This is a genomic window from Streptomyces sp. MMG1121, assembly GCF_001280015.1.
In the GTDB taxonomy this organism is placed as follows: Bacteria; Actinomycetota; Actinomycetes; order Streptomycetales; family Streptomycetaceae; genus Streptomyces.
The window spans coordinates 1-1,494 of sequence record NZ_LGDV01000039.1; the positions used below are offsets into that span (position 1 = coordinate 1).

3 protein-coding genes are annotated in these 1,494 nt (G+C 73.1%); all 3 read right to left on the reverse strand.

The features are described from left to right. A partial coding sequence (locus ADK64_RS06620) for a homocysteine S-methyltransferase family protein (protein WP_159046175.1) occupies positions 1 to 279 on the reverse strand: 279 nt, incomplete at its 3' end. After that, positions 276 to 1,265: a carbohydrate kinase family protein gene (locus ADK64_RS06625; RefSeq protein WP_053656028.1), complete on the reverse strand. Its 990-nt coding sequence runs from the start codon at positions 1,263 to 1,265 to the stop codon at positions 276 to 278. The genes ADK64_RS06625 and ADK64_RS06620, both read right to left, overlap by 4 nt. Before the next feature lie 98 nt (positions 1,266 to 1,363). Beyond that, positions 1,364 to 1,494, reverse strand: a 131-nt coding sequence (locus ADK64_RS44730; protein ID WP_159046176.1) for a methionine adenosyltransferase domain-containing protein, incomplete at its 5' end; no start/stop codon positions are given.

Below are 1,494 nucleotides of genomic sequence, written 5' to 3' on the forward strand. Positions count from 1 at the left end.
CTCCGGGATGTCGTACTCACCGAGCGCGGAGTGATTGGCCCCGAACGTGTTGGTCTCGACACAGTCGACACCCACCGCGAAGTACGCCTCGTGCACCGACCGCACGATGTCCGGACGCGTCACGTTCAGGATCTCGTTGCAGCCCTCGAGCTGCTGGAAGTCCTCCAGCGTCGGGTCCTGCGCCTGGAGCATGGTGCCCATCGCGCCGTCGGCGACCACCACACGGGTGCCAAGTGCCTCGCGCAGGGCGGAGATACGGTTCCTGCCGTCGGCGTTCATGACAACGCGCCCTCGCCCAGGAGGGGTGCGAGCGGCTTGGCGGCGCCGGGGCCGTAGGCGCGTTCGACGACGGCGGCCAGCTGCACCGGGTCGACCTCGTGGGCCTGGGAGCCCACCGCGCCGAGGGCGCCGGCGGCCAGCGCGCAACCCAGTCGGGCCGCGGGCGCCAGCGGCACTCCTTGGCTGACGGCGGCCAGGAATCCCGCGCGGAAGGCGTCGCCGCCGCCGGTCGGGTCGACCGGTTCGATGCCGGGGACAGCGGGGACGGTGAGCGGGGACTGTCCGGCGCGTTCGACACGTACCCCCGCCGCGCCCAGGGTGGTGACCCAGGTGCCGACGGCCGCGAGGACCTCGTCGCGGCTCCAGCCGGTGTGCTCCGTCAGCAGCGCGGCCTCGTACTCGTTGGTGAACAGCCAGGTGGCGCCGTCCACCAGATCGCGGACCTGGTCGCCGTGCAGGCGGGCCAGCTGCTGCGAGGGGTCGGCCGCGAAGGGGATACCGAGGTCCCGGCACGCGGCGGTGTGGCGCAGCATCGCCGACGGGTCGTCGGGCGAGACCAGGACCAGGCCGGGGCGTTCGGCACCGGTGAGGAGGGCACGCAGATCGATGTCGCACGCCTCGGCCATCGCGCCCGCGTAGAACGCGGCGATCTGGTTGGCGTCCTCGTCGGTGATGCACATGAAGCGGGGCGTCTGCCGTTCGGCGGAGACGCGCACTCCCCCGGTGTCGACGCCGTGCTCCTTCAGCCACACCGCGTACTCGGCGAAGTCCGTGCCGACCGCCCCGACCAGCAGGGGCGACAGCCCGAAGCCGCCGAGCCCGAAGGCGATGTTGGCCGCGACCCCGCCCCGGCGCACCTCGAGCCGGTCGACAAGGAACGAGAGCGAGACGTGCGCGAGCTGGTCGGGCAGCAGCTGGTCCGCGAACCGCCCGGGGAAGACCATCAGATGGTCGGTGGCTATGGATCCTGTCACCGCGATGCGCACGGGAACTCCTTCGATCGCTTGGGTCGCCGGTGCCGGGCGCGGTCGGCCGCGGGCGCCGGCCCGGCCGTCCGGGTGCCGGGCTCGTCCTGGTGGCGGGCTCAGCGGCCGGCGGCCGCCTTGAGCAGCTCGGCGCGGTCGGTGCGCTCCCAGGTGAAGTCGGGCAGCTCGCGGCCGAAGTGGCCGTAGGCCGCCGTCTGGGCGTAGATCGGGCGGAGCAGGTCGAGGTCAC